At 67.5% G+C, this 15,970-nt stretch carries 15 protein-coding genes; 6 read left to right on the top strand and 9 right to left on the bottom strand.

The window, feature by feature from the left end; translation table 11 throughout:
* Nucleotide 1: 1 nt before the first annotated feature.
* The 3 genes from AC1RQF_RS22690 to AC1RQF_RS22700 form a co-directional block, all read right to left on the bottom strand.
* Nucleotides 2-2,692, bottom strand: coding sequence for a type VI secretion system Vgr family protein (locus AC1RQF_RS22690; protein WP_492873006.1), 2,691 nt, complete (start codon nt 2,690-2,692; stop codon nt 2-4).
* Between the two features lie 527 nt (nt 2,693-3,219).
* Nucleotides 3,220-3,447: a hypothetical protein gene (locus AC1RQF_RS22695; RefSeq protein ID WP_273997596.1), complete on the bottom strand. Its 228-nt coding sequence runs from the start codon at nt 3,445-3,447 to the stop codon at nt 3,220-3,222.
* Nucleotides 3,448-3,612: 165 nt separating this feature from the next.
* Complete coding sequence (locus AC1RQF_RS22700) at nt 3,613-4,419, bottom strand: hypothetical protein (RefSeq protein ID WP_492873007.1); 807 nt, start codon at nt 4,417-4,419, stop codon at nt 3,613-3,615.
* A gap of 71 nt (nt 4,420-4,490) precedes the next feature.
* Between AC1RQF_RS22700 and AC1RQF_RS22705 the strand changes: the two genes are divergently transcribed.
* On the top strand, nt 4,491-4,844 hold the full coding sequence (locus tag AC1RQF_RS22705; protein WP_443111479.1) for an XRE family transcriptional regulator: 354 nt from the start codon (nt 4,491-4,493) through the stop codon (nt 4,842-4,844).
* Between the two features lie 70 nt (nt 4,845-4,914).
* Here AC1RQF_RS22705 and AC1RQF_RS22710 read toward each other — a convergent pair whose 3' ends face one another.
* Genes AC1RQF_RS22710 through AC1RQF_RS22720 form a run of 3 tightly spaced genes read right to left on the bottom strand, consistent with a single transcriptional unit; the run spans nt 4,915 to nt 7,201 of the window.
* Nucleotides 4,915-5,712 carry a LytR/AlgR family response regulator transcription factor gene (locus tag AC1RQF_RS22710; RefSeq protein ID WP_492873008.1) on the bottom strand — a complete coding sequence of 266 codons (798 nt, stop codon included), beginning with the start codon at nt 5,710-5,712 and terminating at the stop codon, nt 4,915-4,917.
* On the bottom strand, nt 5,709-6,827 hold the full coding sequence (locus AC1RQF_RS22715; protein ID WP_273997592.1) for a sensor histidine kinase: 1,119 nt from the start codon (nt 6,825-6,827) through the stop codon (nt 5,709-5,711). The genes AC1RQF_RS22710 and AC1RQF_RS22715 overlap by 4 nt, the downstream gene beginning before the upstream one ends.
* Nucleotides 6,815-7,201, bottom strand: coding sequence for a DUF2306 domain-containing protein (locus AC1RQF_RS22720; protein WP_492873009.1), 387 nt, complete (start codon nt 7,199-7,201; stop codon nt 6,815-6,817). The genes AC1RQF_RS22715 and AC1RQF_RS22720 overlap by 13 nt, the downstream gene beginning before the upstream one ends.
* Nucleotides 7,202-7,397: 196 nt before the next feature.
* Between AC1RQF_RS22720 and AC1RQF_RS22725 the strand changes: the two genes are divergently transcribed.
* Complete coding sequence (locus tag AC1RQF_RS22725; RefSeq protein ID WP_273997590.1) at nt 7,398-7,841, top strand: hypothetical protein; 444 nt, start codon at nt 7,398-7,400, stop codon at nt 7,839-7,841.
* A gap of 100 nt (nt 7,842-7,941) precedes the next feature.
* On the top strand, nt 7,942-8,955 hold the full coding sequence (locus AC1RQF_RS22730; protein WP_273998300.1) for a DUF2891 domain-containing protein: 1,014 nt from the start codon (nt 7,942-7,944) through the stop codon (nt 8,953-8,955).
* A gap of 42 nt (nt 8,956-8,997) precedes the next feature.
* Here AC1RQF_RS22730 and AC1RQF_RS22735 read toward each other — a convergent pair whose 3' ends face one another.
* Nucleotides 8,998-10,419 carry an MFS transporter gene (locus tag AC1RQF_RS22735; RefSeq protein WP_492873010.1) on the bottom strand — a complete coding sequence of 474 codons (1,422 nt, stop codon included), beginning with the start codon at nt 10,417-10,419 and terminating at the stop codon, nt 8,998-9,000.
* 231 nt (nt 10,420-10,650) lie between these two features.
* Here AC1RQF_RS22735 and AC1RQF_RS22740 point away from each other — a divergent pair, with 231 nt between their 5' ends.
* The 3 genes from AC1RQF_RS22740 to AC1RQF_RS22750 all read left to right on the top strand — a co-directional run bounded on the left by AC1RQF_RS22740 (nt 10,651) and on the right by AC1RQF_RS22750 (nt 13,969).
* Nucleotides 10,651-13,137: a DUF3772 domain-containing protein gene (locus AC1RQF_RS22740; RefSeq protein ID WP_273997589.1), complete on the top strand. Its 2,487-nt coding sequence runs from the start codon at nt 10,651-10,653 to the stop codon at nt 13,135-13,137.
* Between the two features lie 186 nt (nt 13,138-13,323).
* A complete protein-coding gene (locus AC1RQF_RS22745; protein ID WP_273997588.1) occupies nt 13,324-13,563 on the top strand; it encodes a hypothetical protein in 240 nt (79 codons plus the stop codon).
* A gap of 130 nt (nt 13,564-13,693) precedes the next feature.
* Nucleotides 13,694-13,969, top strand: coding sequence for a hypothetical protein (locus AC1RQF_RS22750; RefSeq protein WP_273997587.1), 276 nt, complete (start codon nt 13,694-13,696; stop codon nt 13,967-13,969).
* A 163-nt stretch (nt 13,970-14,132) separates the two neighbouring features.
* Here the strand turns inward: AC1RQF_RS22750 and AC1RQF_RS22755 are convergent, their stop codons facing one another.
* Both AC1RQF_RS22755 and AC1RQF_RS22760 read right to left on the bottom strand, forming a co-directional pair.
* A complete protein-coding gene (locus AC1RQF_RS22755; RefSeq protein WP_492873012.1) occupies nt 14,133-15,005 on the bottom strand; it encodes a DMT family transporter in 873 nt (290 codons plus the stop codon).
* Between the two features lie 24 nt (nt 15,006-15,029).
* Nucleotides 15,030-15,359 (bottom strand): tautomerase family protein, encoded by a 330-nt coding sequence (locus AC1RQF_RS22760; protein WP_273997585.1) that lies wholly within the window; start codon nt 15,357-15,359, stop codon nt 15,030-15,032.
* Nucleotides 15,360-15,970 lie beyond the last annotated feature (611 nt).

Below are 15,970 nucleotides of genomic sequence, written 5' to 3' on the forward strand. Positions count from 1 at the left end.
CTCATCCCTTGCTCACACCACGACGCAGCGCCCGAATCATCACGGTTTCGATATCGTTGCTTTTCTGCTCGGCCGTATGGCCGAATTCATCCGTGACTCCCGTCAGACGCGTGCCGTCCCCACGCACTATCTCGTAGGGATGGTTCTTGAGCGGATCGCCCGTGATCCGGTCGCGCAAAAGGTATTTGTCGTTGAACGCCGGCGTCTCGAGGCTGTTCATGTGCTCGGCCACCGAACCCGGCCCCTGCCTACTGAATGCAGCCGACTTGATCGTGCGTGTCCCGCGCGTGCCGTCCTCGATACCTTCGGAGGTGATGCGAATATATGAGCCGCCGCATTTGAGCATCAGCTCGGTTTTCGCGTCGATCTCGATACAGCCGTTACGGCTCTTGAGCCTCAGGCCGAGTTCGGAGAACAATCGCATCTGATCGGTCAGCGCCAAGATATCGACCGTGCCTTTTCCGGCGATCAGTTTCATGCCGGCGCGCTGGACGAACACGCTGATTTTCTCTGCGACACTCGCAACCAGCGATCTTCCAACGGCCCAGTAAGTATCCTTGCCGCTCACGAAATTCAGATGCTCGTCTGCAACCATCTGCGACGAAGCACCCGTGGTAAATCCCATGCACTCCTGACTCGATCCAAGCAAGATGGGCTTGGAGAACGCATTCGCATTGCCTGTCCCGCCGCCTGCCGTGTTGCCGCCGCCGACTACCCCCGCCTTACTGTGCTGAGTGGCCTTCGCGAACTGCGAGAGCACCTCACGGCCAGGCTTCATATGCTCAGCCCCGGCGGTCAAACTTGCCGAAGAAAGCGATTCGATCAGCAGATCTGCGCGTGCCAGAATCTCACGCGGCTCGGTGGTATCGAGCGGCTGGCCATCGACGTCGATCTGATGGGTACTGAGAAACAATCCCTCGCCCGCGTGGACCGCGCCGGCGTAGTCCGTACGCAAGGTAAAGCCGCTACCGGTATACGCGCCACGTGAATTACCGTCCTGGACGATTTGATAGCCGAGATGCAGGCCGCTCATGCCGTGGCTGCTCATGACCCGCATCCGCGGCTGGCCCGTCGAATCATCCATCACCTGCTGGTTGTAGCCGCCGCCTCCACCGTGCTCTTGGGACTGATAGCCGGACAGCAGGCCGTTCGAGTGCCACATCGGTTTCCTCACGCCGTTGTAGACGCGATGAAGCGCGATCGGGCGGTCTATATCATTTCCGATGTGACCGATGAGCAGTTCCTCACCCACGCGCGGCATGTGGACGCCGCCATAACCCTCCCCGGTATCGGACTGCGCCACGCGCACCCAGCATGATGCCCGCTCGTCGGCTTCGTCGAGCCGGTCCCAGATGAACCGCACCTTCACCCGGTTCAGCTCATCGGTGTAGCACTCCCTGCCTTTTGGTCCCACCACGATTGCTGATTCCAGCTTCGCTTCGGGCTTGCGATGTTCGAATGGGCTTCGGTACGGCACCGTCGTGCGCTGCGCCTCAACGCAAATCCGATAGAAGCCGGTGGATCCGTCCACGTGATTCACGCCGAATGCCTCACCGGGATCGTCGGCGAGGGCGCGGGCGAACGGGTTACTCAGGCTGTGCGGATAGTTCGCTTCGTGCCCTGCGAGAGGAAGATTGTTCTCAATGGCCCACTCAACCTCGATGCTCGCAAATTCGTTCTGGTCCACTGCGTCCCGATCGTGCTCGGGATGACCGGTCAACGTAAAGCGCCGGCCCGCATCCATTGCGCGCAGACTGCCCACACCGTGAAAGCGCTTGGCCCGAGACTCCCACTCCTCCACGCGGATCGTCGACAGCTGATCACCACGCCTCTGTTCCCGAAACGTGTACCCGCCGGTGTATTCATAGACCTCGATTGAAGCGGGCAACGCGCCCTGATTCACTATCGTCGGGATCGATGTCCCCTTCGGATTGGCGGGCGTCGAAGGATGCTTGTAGTCGAAGGTGCGAGTCGACAGCAGCACGGATTGCAGTGTCCGCGTGCCCGACCATTGCGTCAGTGCATCGGCCTCGCTGTTCACGCCCGCACGATGGAATCCGACGGCTGCCGGCGCAAGCGGTTCGAGCGTCTGCAGACGGTTGGTGATGACCAGCGTATGCGATTTGCCGTCGACAGCCTGCCGCCAGACGCCATACAGTCCTTCGGACTCGAGGATCCGGTGGACGAAGTTCCAGTCAGTCTCGTCCTGCCGGCAATATGTGCGTGCCGGCAGGACGTTCGAAAGCGCAAACCGGAACATTCCTCGTGCCTGAGGGTGCTGGTTGAAGACGTCCGCGATGATTTCGTCCGCAGCCTTGCTTTGCCAATGACGCTGGTCGCGACGGAATCTCAGGAAGTGCATCCACGAGGAAAAACCGAGCTGGTAACTTGTCAGATGCCCATCCGCCCCAAGCCGGCGCGCTGTATGCACATAGCCGTGATGCGGCAGGTAAGATCCATCGGTCTGCTGAATCCAGAGAGTGACGTCCTGGGAGATCAGCGTTTTGAGCCGGACATCTCCCGAGGTGGATACGCAGTCGAGCAGGAAGAAGAAATCCCGGCCAATCCGTGAGCGTCCGACAACGCGGTGGGGTAGCAAAACGTCATTCCCCGCCGGCGTATCCAGTTTCAGGAGACGGTCCTGCTGCGTCAGCCGGCCGCGTATGGCCGCGATTCTCTCTCTCGTCCCCATTCCGCCCTCCATCGGATCATTTACCTCTTCCGCGCAACTTCAGCCGGAAAAGCGATGTGGAGGCTAGCAGGAATCGCGAGACGCAACGTGATTGGGATGAGGCGGGTTGTCCCGCGCATGTCGGGCCTTGATCGCGGCCAACCCAATCGAGATCAGGCGCCGGCCACCGCGATCGCGCCGCGCGAGTGATTCCTGAAGGCGTGCAGGAACCTGATCAAACGTTAAAGCAGCGCGCACGGCGATCAAGACGAGCGATCGCAAGCCGGCGGTGCAATTGAAAGAACGCGCACGTGCGCGAACAGTAGTGAAGCGCGGCCGAGCGGCCGCGCCTTGGCCAATCGACGAACGCAAGAAGGCGTTGTCGAACCTGCCGATCAACGATGCGCGCGACCACCTCGACGACATCCCCATCGGGCCCCGCGCACGAGGAGCGTGCGAGTCATGAAACAAGCACGCGACACGTCACGCCGCCCCGCGCCTCCCGTCACCAGCGCGGCGGCAGCGATCGCACCCACGCCGCCCCTTGCTCAATAACGTCGGCCACACACCCGCACCGCCGAATCGAACAATGCCTGGGCGCGCGCAAGCTCGTCGAGCGCTTCATCCAGCCGGGACATCGCGCTGGCGTAGGCCTCGCCCGACGCATCCTCGTCGTGTTCGCCGCGTACCGCCCGGAATGCCTGATCGACATTGCGTGTTGCCTCGAAGAAGCGCTGGGCGGCCAGCGCCTCGCGTGAGTGATTCATGATCGTCATTCACCGTCCTCCGTCAGGTTGCAAGTGCAACAGGCGGGCCGCCGCGATGCGCGGCGCCCACCGACCGATGCGGCCCGCCGGCCGCCGCGCATCGCGCGTGATCCTGAACGGCGCACCATCCGCGCGACTCGCGCGGATGGTGCCCGGTGCCTGCGACTCAGCCGGTCACAGGAACAGGCTCACCTGCGTATGCGCTTTCCCGCTGAACCCGCGCGCCGGCTCCACAGCCGGCGGCGGCCCATCGAACAGATCGCGCGTGAAACCGCGCACATCCTCCGCGCACGGCCGGTTGCGCAAACGCTTCACGTGCTCCGCGTAGGTTTCGAAATCACCATCGCGCGCCGCCTTGTTCAGCTCGGCCAGATCGCGCGCCTTCAGCACGCTCGGCTGCGCGAGCCTCACCACGTACGGCGCTTCCAGCTCGACCGACAACGCGAGCGGATAACGCTTGCCGCTCGCCGGCTCGTCGCGGCCCACGCAATCGACCACGGCCGCGCCCTGCGCGATGCCCAGCGCGCGCCCGGTGCCGACGCTGCGCAAATGCTCCGGATGCACGCTCAGGCGCGTACCGATGCTGAGCGGCGTGGGCGACGCGCAGACGAGCGCGTGGTGATGCAGGCGGGGCCGCCCGGACGGCAGCGTCGCGCGGCTCGCGATGATGGTGTGCAACGGCAGCTGACGCACCTGGCCGGCCGCGTCGATCCACGCATGCCACAGCAGCCCGGCCTCCGGCTTGCGCTCGTGCGCCCGCGGCCGGCTCGCGACCGGCGAGAACAGCGCCATCAGCGACCCCATGCGATGCGCGGCCACCTGCGCGCTCGCGCCGAGCGACTGGCCGATCCCCCACAGAAACCGCCCGCCACCCATCCGCCGCTCCCATTCCTTGCGCAGCACGGTGGTCGGAAGCGCTTCGCCGGACTCGGTGCCGATCTTGGTCCAGCAAAACGTGGGGGGCAGGTGTTTCAAGGTCATCAAGCTTTCTCGGGGTGCTGCTGCTCGCCAACTTCAACGAGCAATTCAATATTCGTTAATGTATAAGTATAATGCATACCATGGGAACCCGAGACACGAAATTTTCGGTGCAGGATCTACTGAGTCGATTGGCGGCGGATACACGCTCATCCAGCGAAATAGCGCGACTTTCCGGGGTAAGCCAGCCGACCGTGTCGCGGCTGAGACTATCGAACGGACGCCGGCTGCGCAAGAGCGCGCCATTCAATAAGCTATGCAGTTTCTATGGCGTCAACGTGCCCATGTCGGGCCGGCGGGCGTCCGGCTATAACGAATTGCTGCGGGATGCGATCGTCGAGGCCTGGGATGGCTCGGAGGAGCACGGACGCGCGCTGCTGACCGTGATAGCGGGGCTGAAGGAGTTGTCGGCGAAGCCCGACGGGTAACGCATGGTGCGCGCCGCCGTCCCGGCGCGCACCGGAAACCACGCGCATCACGGGCGCGGGCGCGCCCGCGTCACATCTGCCTGAACAGGTGTGCGTACTGCCGGCTCACGGCCACGGTCGCGGCATGCGCGCGCAGGGTCAGCGTCATCTTGCCGAAGCCGTTCACGCGCGCGCTTTCCACATGATCGACATTCACCACGGTGCCGCGATGCACCTGCCAGAAACGCGCGGGATCGAGCTGCGCGAGCAGTTCACGCAGGCTCGCGCGAATCCATAGCGCCTCGTCGCGCGTCGTCACGGCGACATACTTGTCCGCCGCCTCCAGATACAACACGTCGTCCACCGGCACGAGCCGCACCGTCTCGCCCTGCGCCGCGCGCAGGAACCGCAGCGGCGGCGCGCTGACGCGCGGTTCGAGCCGCGCAAGCAGGCGTTCCAGCGCGGGCTGCGCCAGCGGATCGGCGGCACGCCCCGCGAGACGCTCGCCGAGCCGCGCGACGGTGCGTGCAAGCCGTGCCGTCTCGAGCGGCTTCAGCAGGTAATCGACGGCCGCGGCGTCGAACGCGGCCAGCGCATGCTCGTCGTAGGCGGTCACGAACACGATCGCCGGCGGCCGCGCGAGCGGCGCGCAGGCGCGCGCCACCTCCAGCCCGGTCGCCCCCGGCATCGAGATGTCGAGGAACGCGACGTCCGGTTGCAGCGCGCGAATCCGCTCGATCGCGCCGCGTCCGTCGCCGACGGTCGCCACGATGCGCAGCGCGGGCCACACGAGCGCCAGCTCGCGGCGCAGCGCATCGATCAGCAACGACTCGTCGTCCGCGATCAGCGCGGTCGGCGCACCGGCCTCCATCTGCGGAACGCCGCTCATGCCGCCCCCTCCGCCATGCAGGCGTGCAAGGGCAATTCAATGCGCGCGACGACGCCGCGCGGCCGGTTCTCGTCGATCGCGAGCATCGCCTCACGGCCGTACAGCGCGTCGAGCCGCGCGCGCACGTTCGCCAGCCCGATGCCGGTGCCCGCGCGCGCGGGATGGGCGCCGAAGCCGGCCCCGGTGTCGACGACCGACAGTTGCAGGTGCGTCGCGTCGCGAGTCGCGTTCACGTCGATGCGGCCGCCGTCGAGCTGGCCCTCGATGCCATGCCGGATCGCGTTCTCGACGAGCGGCTGCAACAGCATCGGCGGCACGACGAGCGACGCGCACGCGGCGGGCAACGCGACGCGGTAGGCGAGCCGCGCGCCGAACCGCACCGCGTGCACCTCCAACAAGGCCTCGATCAGCGCGAACTGCTCGGCGAGCGTCTCTCGCTCCACGCGCGAGGTCTGCAATGCCCCGCGCAACAGCCGGTTCAGTTGCACGAGCAGATGTCGGGCGCGCGGCGGATCCGTCGCGATCAGGCTGTCGAGGGTGGCGAGCGTGTTGAACAGGAAATGCGGTTCGATCTGCGCCTGCAGCGCCTGCAGACGCGCGCGCGTCGCCGCGCCTTCCGCGACTTCGCGTTGCAGCGCGAGTTGCGTCGACTGCTCGCGCAACACCTCGATCCGGGCGCGCGAAAGGCCGAACCAGACCGCGAGCGCGGTCCACAGGAACGCGATCCAGCCGACGATCGCCAGTTCCTGCGCAGTGATGAGACGCGCAAGCGGCATCCCGAGCAGGACGCTCGCGATGGCGATGCCCGCACAGGAACCGAGCGCGATACTGAGGATCGCCCAGGCCAGATAGCGCGGCAGCGTGAAGAGTCCGGCACGCTGCAATGCGAGCCGCCCGACCTGGACGAGGACCATGATCGCGAAGCCGATCGCCTCGCCGAACACGAGATTGGCGTGCCAGCCGCTGCCCTCGATCAGCGCGAAGCTCGTGGCGATCAGCAGATTGCCGATCGTGATCACCACGATGCCGCGCGCGAACGAGACGAGGAACCCGCGCCGCGATCCGGCGGCATGCGCATAGGCGGCGGCCGCGGCGGAAAGATTTACGACGGCCATCCGATCCACCCCATGAACAGAAGGTTCAACATGCGGCCCGGCACCGCGACGGCGGCGATGCCGGCGAACCCGAGCCCGAACATCGCACGGGTCATGGCCGCGCGATGGCCGGCCACGTCGCCGTGGTAAATCGCCCAGGCGGCGCGCGCGAGCGTCGCGAGCATCAGGATCGACAGCAGGTGGATCCATGAGAAGCGGCCGTCGTTCTGGATCCGGATGCCGAACGAGCTGAGCGCCACGATCACCATCACCGCCCACCAGATCCGGCCGAGCAGCCGGTGCCGCGCACCGCCCTTGGGGGACAGCGCCAAAGCCGCGCCGAGTATGACACAGACGCCCGCGGCGACGAGATGGGTCAACAGATAAGGCGACATCGCGTTTTCCTCCTATCAATCGATCACGATGCGGCCAGTGTGCGCGGCGCGCGGCGGCGGCCGAAGCGGCATGCGACGAAGCGTCCGCCACCGGCGCGAAACGCACCGCGCGGCGACGAACGGCGCTCGACGCGCGAGGGTCGGCCATGAGAAGATCGCGCGCCGCGCCGTGATTCGCGCGCTTCCATCGTCACCCATGAAACTTCCGATCCTCTGCATCGCGGGCCTCGCTGTCACGTTCGCCGGCGGTGCGGCCGCCGCCGCCCAGTTCGGCTTGCAGCCGGCGCAGATGCAGGCGGTGCCGCAACAGCCGTTCGGCCTGCGGCCGACCCAGCCGTTGCCGCCGCCCCCGCTGTCATTCGCCGCGCCGGCCGAGCCCGCGACGGCCGCCGCCCCCGCGCGCGCGCCGGCGCGCCAGGCCGCCTGCCGGAAACTGGCCGCGCAGCGCGACGCGCTCGCGCGCACCGCGATGTCCGCCGGCCTGACACCGTCCACCACCGCACGCCCGGCCGCCGCCCCCGCGACCGGCCATGCGCTCGTCGCACCGGCCGGTTCCCGCCCGCAGGCCGCGCAACCCGCACCCGATGCGCGACGGGCCGCGCTCGACGCGCGCTACCGGCAACTGGGCTGCGGCCGCTGAGTACATCACGGGCAAACGCCCGCCGCGCGCGCCGGGTAACATGAGCGCCAGCCGTCACGCCGCGTCGCGTGGCGCCCGTCCACCCGACGCCCTGCTCATCGTGACCTCACACCTGCTCACTCCCGCCCTTGCCTCGCGCTTCGCGACCCTCGCGCTCAAGCACCTGACGCGCGAATATCCGAACAAGCTCACGCACAGCCTCGACGGTCCCCAGGACGTGCAGGGCCCGCGCGCGCTGCATCCGGTGTTCTACGGCAGCTACGACTGGCATTCCTGCGTGCACGGCTACTGGCTCGTCACGCGGCTGCTCGCCCGCTATCCCGGCCTGCCCGAGGCCGCGCAGATCCGCTCGGTCGTCGATGCGCACTTCACCGCCGACAAGATGGCCGGCGAGGCGGCCTACCTGGATCTGCCGCACAACCGCGGCTTCGAACGTCCGTATGGATGGGGCTGGCTGCTCGCGCTGGCCGCGCAGCTCGCGGCGATGCCCGACGACGACGGCCGCCGCTGGTCGCGCACGCTCGCGCCGCTCACCGAGCGCTTTGTCGAGCGCTTCACCGCGTTCCTGCCGAAGGCGATCTATCCGCTGCGGGTCGGCACGCATTTCAACACCGCGTTCGCCCTGTCGCTGGCGCTCGACTTCGCGCGGCAGACCGGCCACGACGCGCTGGCGGCGCTGATCGTCGACACCGCGCGCCGCTGGCACCTCGGCGACGCGCACTGCCAGGCGTGGGAGCCCAGCGGAGACGAATTCCTGTCGCCCGCGCTGATGGAGGCGGAATTGATGCGGCGGGTCCTGCCGCCGGCCGAGTTCGACGGCTGGTTCGCGCGCTTCCTGCCGGAGCTGGCCGAACGCCGCCCGGCCACGCTGTTTACGCCCGCGACGGTCACCGATCGCAGCGACGGCAAGATCGCCCATCTCGACGGGCTGAACCTGAGCCGCGCATGGTGCCAGCGCGCGCTGGCGCGCGCGCTGGCGGACGGCGACCCCCGCCGCGCGGTGCTGCTGGACGCGGCCGACACTCACCTGTCGACCGCGCTCGCGCACGTTGCCGGCGACTACATGGGCGAGCACTGGCTCGCCTCGTTCGCGCTGCTCGCGCTCGAAGCCTGAGCGCGGCGCCGGCGCGCCCGTTGCCGGCGCGCCGGCCCGGTGTCAGCCGGAGATCCGTTCGAGCGCGATCCCCTTGGTGCGCGGCCCCATCAGCCCGATCGTCGCCATCACGATCGCCATCGCGCCCGCGATGAACACGAATACGCCCGTGGTGCCGAAACCCTTGAGCACGGCCGCGATCGCGAACGACGTGAAGATGGCCGAGAACCGGCTCCACGAATAGACGAAGCCGACCGCGCGCGCACGGATCGCGGTCGGAAACAGTTCCGCCTGATACGCGTGGAAGCTGTAGGACATGATGTTGTTCGCGAGCGTGAGGCAGATGCCGAGGCCGACCAGCAGCCCCGCCGCGGAGGCCTGGCTGAACATCAGCCCGCAGACGAGCGCGGCGCCCGCCATCGCGACGATCACGGTCTTGCGCTCGAAGCGGTCGGCGATCACGAGGCCGAGCAGCGGGCCGAGCGGCGCGGCGAGCGCGATCACGCTCGAATACATGAGGCTCGTCGTGATCGTGATGCCCTGCTTGATCAGCAACGTCGGCACCCAGTTCGCGAAACCATAGAAGCCGACGGTCTGGAACACGTTGAAGAGCGTCATCATCAGCGTGCGCTTGCGGTAAGGCGGCACCCACATGTCCGCGAAACGGCCGCGCGCGGGCGCGGCGTCGGCTGGCGCGGGCGGCGGCAGCGGACGGCCGTACTCGGCCGCGACCCGCGCCTCCAGCGCCGTCATGATCTGGTCGGCCTCCGCGAGCCGCCCCTGCTGCGCGAGCCAGCGGGGGCTCTCCGGCAATGCGCGGCGGATCCACCAGACGAAGATCGCGCCGTGCGCGCCGATCAGCACGACCCAGCGCCAGCCGTCGAAGCCGAGCGGCGCATGCGGCACCAGCAGATAGGCCAGGAACGCGACCACCGGCACCGCCGTGAAGCCCACCGCCTGCTCGCACGCGAATGCGCGGCCGCGGATCTGCTTCGGCACCAGCTCGGAGATGTACGTGCCGATCGTCACCATCTCGACGCCGAGCCCGAGGCCGACCACGAAGCGCCAGAAGTTGAGCCCGGCGGCCGTGTCCTGGAACGCCATCACCACGTTCGCGCCCGTGTACCACAGCAGCGACCAGGTGAATACCGCGCGGCGGCCGAAGCGATCGGCGAGAAAACCGCAGGCGATGGTGCCGATGAAGAGCCCGGCGAACAGCGCCGCGATGAAGCTCGCGACGCCCGTGGTGCCGAACAGGCCGTGGGTCGTGGCGCTCAGGATGCCGCTCTTGACGAGGCCCGGCGCGACATAGCCGCTGTACAGCAGGTCGTACAGCTCGAAGAAAAAGCCGAGGCTCAGCAGCACCACCAGCTTCCAGATGCTGCGGGTGGCGGGCAGGCGGTCGAGCCGCGCCGCGATCGTCGCGGCGTCGAGCGGGAAAGCGGGCGTGGCGGACGCGCGCGGGGAAGTTTCCGGTAAGGCCATCGGGCGCTGTCTCCTGGCGGATGCATGTCGTGATCGTAGGCGCCCCGCCGCGCGGCGGGACACCGGCGCATTCTACCGGCCCATGACGCGGCCGGCGCGCGCCTCGGCGCAATGCGCCGGATGCGCCGGATCGATATGCGCGACCCGCCGAACCGCGTCGATCGGCCGAACCGTGGCAAGCTACGAGCCATTCACTGATGCCACGATCGTCAGCAGTTCGTAAGGTTACCCATGCATATATCCAAACTGTCCCGTTGCGCGCGCTATCTCGCGCTCCTCGTCCTGTTGCACTGGCTGCCCGCCGGGATGGCGGCGCAGCGGCCCGCCTTCGCGACATCCACGGCATCCGCTGCGTCCGCCGTCTTTACTGCTTCCGCGCCCACCGCGCTCGTGCCCGATATCGCCACCGCGCCCGCGATGACCCGCGAGGCCATCGCGGCCGAACTGAAGCGGCTGCAAACGGCGCAGGACCAGATCAAGCAACAGACGTCGAGCGCGACCAGCAGCAAGCAACTGGACGCGCTCGACGACGCGACCCAGCAGCTGAGCGCCGACGTCGACAAGCTGACCACCGTGCTGACGCCGCAGCGCGCCCAGTTGCAGGCGAAGCTCGACGTGCTCGGGCCGCCGCCCGTGGCGGGCGCCGCGCCGGAAACACCGGCCGTCGCCGAACAGCGCGAGAATCTGAGCAGCAGCAAGTCCCAGCTCGACGCGGCGCTCAAGCAGGCGGCCGATGAACGGAGCAAGCTGCTCAACCTGACGCTGCAGTTCGCGAAACTGCGGCGCAGCCTGCTCAAGAACCAGTTGGCGCTGCGCTCGAGCAGCATCCTGGGCGCGCAGTTCTGGGCGCCGCTGTACCGGCCGCTGCCGGAAGACCAGCAACGCCTCGACGCATTCGACGCGGAACTCGCCGACCTGTGGCACACGGCCTGGCAGCCGGGCCAGCGCATCACGACCGCGCTGCTGCTGATCCTCGCGCTGGCGGTGTGGCTCGGCGGGCGCCGCCTGCTCGAACGCGGGCTCGCGTGGTTCAGCGTGAACCAACTGCCGGAAAGCCGCCTGCGGCGCAGTGCGCTCGCGCTGTCGACCGCGCTGGCGACCCTGCTGGCGACGGGCGTCGCGGTGCAGGTGATGTTCGTCGCGCTGTTCTTCAACCACGAGCTGACCCCGGCCCTGCTCGATCTCGCGACGGAGTTCACCAAGCTCACGCTGACCTGCGCGCTGATCACGGGCCTCGGCCGCGCGCTGCTGTGCACCGAGCATCCGACCTGGCGGCTGCCTGAGATGGCCGATCCGGTGGCGCGCGCGATGCGGCCGTTTCCCGCGATCCTCGGCGCGCTGCTGCTGGTGTCCGGCACGCTCGAGCAGATCAACCGGATCGCCGACACGAGCCTGCAGGTCACGCTGTTCGGGCGCGGCATCGTCTCGCTGGTCGTCGTGCTGACGATCGGCGCATCGCTGCTGCGCGCGAATCGCGTGCGCACCGCGCTCGCGGCCGCGGGCGAGCCGCCCGAGGCGCGCTCGACGCTGGCGGGGCTGATCCATGCCGCCGTCACGCTGGCCGTGGTGGCGTCGCTGCTCGCGCTGCTGATCGGCTACATCACGGTCGCGCGTTTCATCACCTACGAGCTGGTGTGGTTCGAGATCGTGCTGTGCAGCACCTACCTGCTGACGCAGCTCACGCGCGACATCTGCGAAAGCGTGTTTTCCGCGAATCATTCGAGCGGCAAGCTGATCAAGCACCTGTTCGGCCTGACCGACAGCCACCTGGAACAGGCCTCGACCGTGCTGTCGGGGATCGGCACCAGCGTGCTGCTGCTGCTCGCGGTGCTGGCGCTGTCGACGGGCGGCTTCGGCACCACGCCGGGCGACCTGTTCGACAGCCTGCTCGCAATGCTCGGCGGCGACAAGCTGCGCGCGCTCAACATCGTGCCGGACCAGATCCTGAACGCGCTGATCGGCTTCGCGATCGGCATGTACGTGATGCGCTCAGTGCGCCGCTGGCTCGACACGAAGTTCCTGCCCACGCTCGGCATGGACCCCGGGATGCGCGCGTCGCTCGTGACGCTGTTCAGCAACCTCGGCTACGTGCTGGTCGTGTTGATGACGCTGTCGATGCTGGGCGTCAAGTGGAACAACCTCGCCTGGATCGTGAGCGCGCTGTCGGTCGGGATCGGTTTCGGCCTGCAGGAGATCGTGAAGAACTTCGTATCGGGGCTGATCCTGCTGACCGAGCGGCCGGTGAAGGTCGGCGACATGGTGAGCATCAGCGGCGTGGAGGGCGACATCCGCCGCATCAACGTGCGCGCGACCGAAATCCAGCTCAGCGACCGCTCGACCGTGATCGTGCCGAATTCGCAGCTGATCTCGCAGAACCTGCGCAACGTGACGATGGGCAACAGCACGCAGGGCGTGGCGACGCTGGTGCTGACCTTCCCGCTCAACACCGATCCGGAGCAGGTGCGCGACCTGTTGCTGGAGGCGTACCGCGAACACCCGGCGATCCTCGACAAGCCCGCGCCGTCGGTGTCCTTCAGCCAGCTCACGCCGGACGGGATCACGTTGAGCGTGACGGGCTACGTGGCGAGCCCGCGCATCGCATCGTCGACCAAGAGCGACCTGTTGTTCGAGATCCTGAAACGGCTGCGCGCGGCGGGCATCCAGCTGTCGAATCCGCAAATGCTGGTGGTGCAGAACGTGCCGCCGCCCGCGGCCTGAGCCGCCCGCGCGGCTGACACTGCTTGACGATCGGCGGTCGCCGCGCCCCGGCGCGGCGCGGGCACCGCCAGCGCGGCGCGCCGTCATCAATCGTTGCAATCCCTTACTTCGCGTGACGCGCGTCGTGCTTATGCTCCATGACAGGGTGCGCGAAACAGCCACCCGACTCGAAAAGGGGATTGGACAATGAACAAACTGATTGCGCCGGCGCTGCTGGCCTCCTTCGTCACGATCGCGCTGGCCGGATGCGCGGTCTATCCGGCCGCGCCCGGGCCGGGCGTGGATGTGAACGTGGGCATCGGCTGGCACGGCGATCGCTATTGGGATGGGCACCGTTACTGGGAACGCGCCGAGTGGGAGCGTGCGCATCCGCCCAGGGACGACCGGGGCGACGATCGCCGCGGGGACGAAAACCGGCAGTACTGAACATCGGATGTGCGGCAAATGACACGGCGCGGGCGGAATTGTCAAAGATGCTTCGCTGTCACCGAAACGACATGATCCCGCCCGTCTGACAGGGTATGCTCTCGCCCGGTTCAGATAAGGAGGATTCCCGATGAAAGTCACGAAGCTGCTCGCCGGCGCATGCGCCGTGCTCGCCACGACGGCCGCCGCCTATGCGCAAACGAACTATCAGTTCGGCGAAGGCCAGGCAACGATGTCCGGAAACGGCGGCGCCGCGGCGCCGGCGCCCGCTCCGGCGCAACCGGCCATGAATGGCGCGCCGCAGCAACCGACCGCCGCGCCTCACCACAAGGCGACCAAGAAGAAGCACCACAAGAAGCATCACGCACGGCATACGCCTGCGCAGGACACCTACTCGCATCACTGACGCACCGCGCGGCGCGGGCAACCGCGCCGCGGCGGTCGCGCCACCGTGTGCCGACGCGCGTCGCGCCGGCCGCCTCGCCGCTCCCCCGCCTCATTGCAAGGCCTTCGCGCACGCTGAACGCACGACGGCAGGCCGACCGCCGCGCCCCGTCGAGCGCGGACGCTCAGCGCCGCCTCAGCATCGTCGCGTTGGACAGCAGCACGATCACGACGCCGACGCCGAGATACGGATTCCAGTGGTAATGCTCGAGTGCGGCGGAAAAACCGAGCGCGACGAGCGGAAACAGCAGCGTCGTGAACGCCGCGCGCCCCGGCCCGACCCGGCCGAGCAAGGTCAGGTAGGCGACGAACCCGACCGCCGAGCCGATGATCGACAGATACAGCAGGCTGCCGACATAGACCGTGCTCCAGTCGAATTGCAGCACCGCGCCGCGCGACAGCGCGAACAGGGTCGACCACGCGCCGCCGTACAGCATGCTCCACGCCGCGCCCGACATGACCGGCACGTCCGCCGCCTGCACCTTCGCGGACAGCGTGTTGCCGAGCGAGAACGACAAGGTCCCGACGAGGCTCAGCGCGAGCCCGAGCAGCATGCCGTCGTTGGCCGTGTTGCGGCGGATGTCCGGCCAGAACGCGATGCACAGGCCGAGCGCGCCGACCCCGGCGGCGACGGCGATGCCGGGCCGGATCGGCCGCTTGAGGAACACGCGCGCGTTGATCAGGTTGAAGCTCGCGGACAGCGCGAACACCACCGACATCAGCCCCGACACCATGTATTCGGACGCGTGATAGAACAGGATGTAGTTGACCCCGTACTGCAGCACGCCGATCGCCGCGAAGCGCGCGTGCGTGCGCGGCGGAAACCGCAGGCGCCGGCCGGTTGCCGCGCTGATGACGAACAGGCACGCGGCCGCGAGCAGGAAGCGATAGCCGGCCGACAGCTCGATCGGCACGACGCCGCCCTGCAGCTTGATGCCGAACCAGGTACTGCCCCAAACCGCGACGACGAGCGAGAAGAGCGAAAGATTCTTCAGCATGTGGCGCACACCTTCGTCACACGCCTACTCCGATTTCGGCGCGGCGCCGGCGCGCAACTGCCCGCCCACCGCCCAGTTCGACTTCGGCACCTCGTCGAGGATCACCCACACGCCGCCGCGGTCGCCGCCGCAGGTGCTCAGGAACGCGTCGGTCAGCGCTTCGGCGAGCGCGGCCTTCTGCGCATCGCTGCGGCCAGGAAACATCGAAACGGTAATCAGCGGCATGGCATCCCCCTCGGAACGGGATCGTGTCGTCCACTCGTCAACGCGCGGCGGGATCTTGCGCCGGCCGCGCAAGATCCGCGCAGCCGAAACGAAAAACGCCACGCGTTCATCCCGTGGCGTTTTGCCCATCAGTGGTTTCGAATGGAAAAATAGGAATGTTCCAATTAAATCATGTCGGAAAATTCCTTGCTCGATTTTATTGATATTTATCGACTATTCAACGTTACCTCTCATCGCGCCGATTTATTTCATTAATCCAATCACCTGCAAACTCATCGCAAGCTTTTCTTCAAACTGCCGACACACCGGCATCGGGCGCCGCTCCCAAGCGCGGGGATGCGCCATCGACATGAATTGGCAATCGGAAGACGGCGGGGGAAGCGCGCGCGACGAGACCGGCCACGCGCGCCTTGTCGCGCACTCATATAAGGAAGCCGGATTGCCGCCGTCGTTCGCCTCGTCGGCAAGCACTCGCCGCCGCATCGAGCGGAGCGTCCCGAAACGCATGTCGAACCGGGAGTCATGTTCGGGCGCAAGCGATCGATACGACGCGGGTGCCCTCCACGCGCGCCGGCATGTCGACGTCGTCGTTCGCCGCCGCATGGTCGCCCTGCGCGGACACGGAGAAACCGCTGCCGCCGGCGGGGACATGCACGGCGAAATCCGACGCGCTCGGCCAACACGCCGCCCCGATGACGATGCGAGCGTGCGTGTCGAGTGCAAGAAGGGAGAACGTCCGT

This window comes from Burkholderia sp. GW821-FHT14F03 (assembly GCF_058803765.1).

What these genes read in the sequence shown, in the direction of transcription:
- AC1RQF_RS22690 (WP_492873006.1), bottom strand. Translation starts at nt 2,692, where the DNA reads ATGGGGACGAGAGAGAGAATCGCGGCCATACGCGGCCGGCTGACGCAG.
- AC1RQF_RS22695 (WP_273997596.1), bottom strand. Translation starts at nt 3,447, where the DNA reads ATGACGATCATGAATCACTCACGCGAGGCGCTGGCCGCCCAGCGCTTC.
- AC1RQF_RS22700 (WP_492873007.1), bottom strand. Translation starts at nt 4,419, where the DNA reads ATGACCTTGAAACACCTGCCCCCCACGTTTTGCTGGACCAAGATCGGC.
- AC1RQF_RS22705 (WP_443111479.1), top strand. Translation starts at nt 4,491, where the DNA reads ATGCATACCATGGGAACCCGAGACACGAAATTTTCGGTGCAGGATCTA.
- AC1RQF_RS22710 (WP_492873008.1), bottom strand. Translation starts at nt 5,712, where the DNA reads ATGAGCGGCGTTCCGCAGATGGAGGCCGGTGCGCCGACCGCGCTGATC.
- AC1RQF_RS22715 (WP_273997592.1), bottom strand. Translation starts at nt 6,827, where the DNA reads ATGGCCGTCGTAAATCTTTCCGCCGCGGCCGCCGCCTATGCGCATGCC.
- AC1RQF_RS22720 (WP_492873009.1), bottom strand. Translation starts at nt 7,201, where the DNA reads ATGTCGCCTTATCTGTTGACCCATCTCGTCGCCGCGGGCGTCTGTGTC.
- AC1RQF_RS22725 (WP_273997590.1), top strand. Translation starts at nt 7,398, where the DNA reads ATGAAACTTCCGATCCTCTGCATCGCGGGCCTCGCTGTCACGTTCGCC.
- AC1RQF_RS22735 (WP_492873010.1), bottom strand. Translation starts at nt 10,419, where the DNA reads ATGGCCTTACCGGAAACTTCCCCGCGCGCGTCCGCCACGCCCGCTTTC.
- AC1RQF_RS22740 (WP_273997589.1), top strand. Translation starts at nt 10,651, where the DNA reads ATGCATATATCCAAACTGTCCCGTTGCGCGCGCTATCTCGCGCTCCTC.
- AC1RQF_RS22745 (WP_273997588.1), top strand. Translation starts at nt 13,324, where the DNA reads ATGAACAAACTGATTGCGCCGGCGCTGCTGGCCTCCTTCGTCACGATC.
- AC1RQF_RS22750 (WP_273997587.1), top strand. Translation starts at nt 13,694, where the DNA reads ATGAAAGTCACGAAGCTGCTCGCCGGCGCATGCGCCGTGCTCGCCACG.
- AC1RQF_RS22755 (WP_492873012.1), bottom strand. Translation starts at nt 15,005, where the DNA reads ATGCTGAAGAATCTTTCGCTCTTCTCGCTCGTCGTCGCGGTTTGGGGC.
- AC1RQF_RS22760 (WP_273997585.1), bottom strand. Translation starts at nt 15,359, where the DNA reads ATGGGCAAAACGCCACGGGATGAACGCGTGGCGTTTTTCGTTTCGGCT.